The sequence below is a fragment of the Paenibacillus sp. SAFN-117 genome, from assembly GCF_051966115.1.
Taxonomy (GTDB): Bacteria; Bacillota; Bacilli; order Paenibacillales; family NBRC-103111; genus Paenibacillus_L; species Paenibacillus_L residui.
This window is the reverse complement of the sequence record NZ_JBQCLK010000080.1, coordinates 1-1713: the sequence shown is the minus strand read 5'-3', so window position 1 is coordinate 1713 and position 1713 is coordinate 1. Positions and strand designations below refer to the sequence as shown.

Below are 1713 nucleotides of genomic sequence, written 5' to 3'. Positions count from 1 at the left end.
AGAATCAAGGCGTTCAAGCTGCTGAGCGTGGCGGGGGCATACTGGCGGGGCGATTCGAAGAACAAAATGCTGCAGCGTATATACGGCACGGCATTTCCGAAGAGGGCGCAGCTTGATGAGCATCTGCACCTGCTGGAGGAAGCCAAGAAGCGCGATCACCGAAAGCTCGGCAAAGATTTGAAGATCTTTACCTTCTCGCGGGAAGTGGGGCAGGGCCTGCCGCTGTGGCTTCCTAACGGCGCCAAGCTTCGCCGGACGCTGGAACGCTATATTGTCGATCTGGAGGAGCGTCTCGGCTATCAGCATGTCTACACCCCCGTTCTTGCCAATGTCGATCTGTACAAGACATCGGGTCATTGGGATCATTATCAAGAGGACATGTTCCCTGTAATGAAGCTGGACAATGAAGAATTGGTGCTTCGTCCGATGAACTGTCCGCATCATATGATGGTTTATAAGAGCGAAATGCGCAGTTACCGCGATCTCCCTTTACGGATAGCGGAGCTCGGCACCATGCATCGCTATGAAATGTCCGGGGCGCTCACAGGGCTTCATCGGGTTCGCGCCATGACTCTGAACGACGCTCATATTTTCTGCCGCCCGGATCAGATCAAGGAGGAATTCTCCCGCGTCGTTAATCTGATTCGCGAAGTGTATCGGGACTTCGGAATTGAGGAATACCGCTTCCGTCTTTCGTACCGGGATCCGAAGGATACGGAGAAATATTTCCCTAACGATGAGATGTGGGAAATGTCGCAGCGCATGCTGCGAGAGGTTGTGGAGGAAATGGGTCTTCCTTTCTACGAAGCCGAAGGCGAGGCTGCCTTCTATGGACCGAAGCTGGATGTTCAGATCAAGACGGCTTTGAAAAAGGAAGAAACACTCTCTACCGCCCAGCTTGACTTCCTTCTGCCGGAAAGATTCGAGCTTGAGTATGTCGGCGAAGACGGTCAGAAGCATCGTCCGGTTGTCATCCATCGCGGCATCATCAGCACGATGGAACGGATGACGGCATTTCTGCTCGAGAACTTCGCAGGGGCACTTCCGACCTGGTTGGCACCGGTGCAGGCGAAGGTTCTGCCGGTTGCTCCGTCGTATAACGAATACGCCCGTAAGGCCGTTGATGCCTTGTTGGCGGCCGGCATCCGGGTCGAAGCCGATGAGCGCAACGAGAAGCTCGGTTATAAGATCCGCGAAGCCCAACTGGAGAAAATACCTTATATGCTCGTAGTGGGAGAGAACGAGCAGCAGGCCGGCACCTTGTCTATCCGCCGGAGGGGCCAGGGGGATATAGGTGCACACAGTATAGAGGATACGGCAAGCCTTATTCTCGAAGATATCCAAAGCAAGAAACATTAATTTAATACAAAGGCGATGACCAGAGACATGATTCCCTGTCCGGCCTGAACAGAGAGAGGAGCCCAGGCTGCAAGCTCCTTCAGAGACCGGTCAGGGAGTTACCCCTTTGCAGCCGTGATATGGAACCCGCGTTTGTCATTCGCGAAAGTATATATCACCGGGTTATTCCCGTTATGAAATACCGAAGGATTCGTTGTAAGGCGAAGCTGATTTTCCTGTCGGACCGGCCGCGAGCAAGCGGAAGGGAAGGGGATAGGGAAGAGCTGTCCGCCCGTGCCTGTCTTTCGTCCATTGGACGGAGCAGCGTTGGCAGCGAATCGAATGAGGGTGGAACCACGAGCAGAACGCACTCGT

At 54.1% G+C, this 1713-nt stretch carries 2 protein-coding genes; both read left to right on the top strand.

Features of this window, described 5'->3' with window-relative positions; all coding sequences use genetic code 11:
- Nucleotides 1–1359 (top strand): threonine--tRNA ligase (gene thrS, locus ACTHRH_RS25610; protein WP_440418273.1); only part of this gene is annotated, 1359 nt, incomplete at its 5' end.
- Between the two features lie 173 nt (nt 1360–1532).
- Nucleotides 1533–1713: hypothetical protein (locus ACTHRH_RS25605; RefSeq protein ID WP_222126773.1), on the top strand; the 181-nt coding region annotated here is incomplete at its 3' end.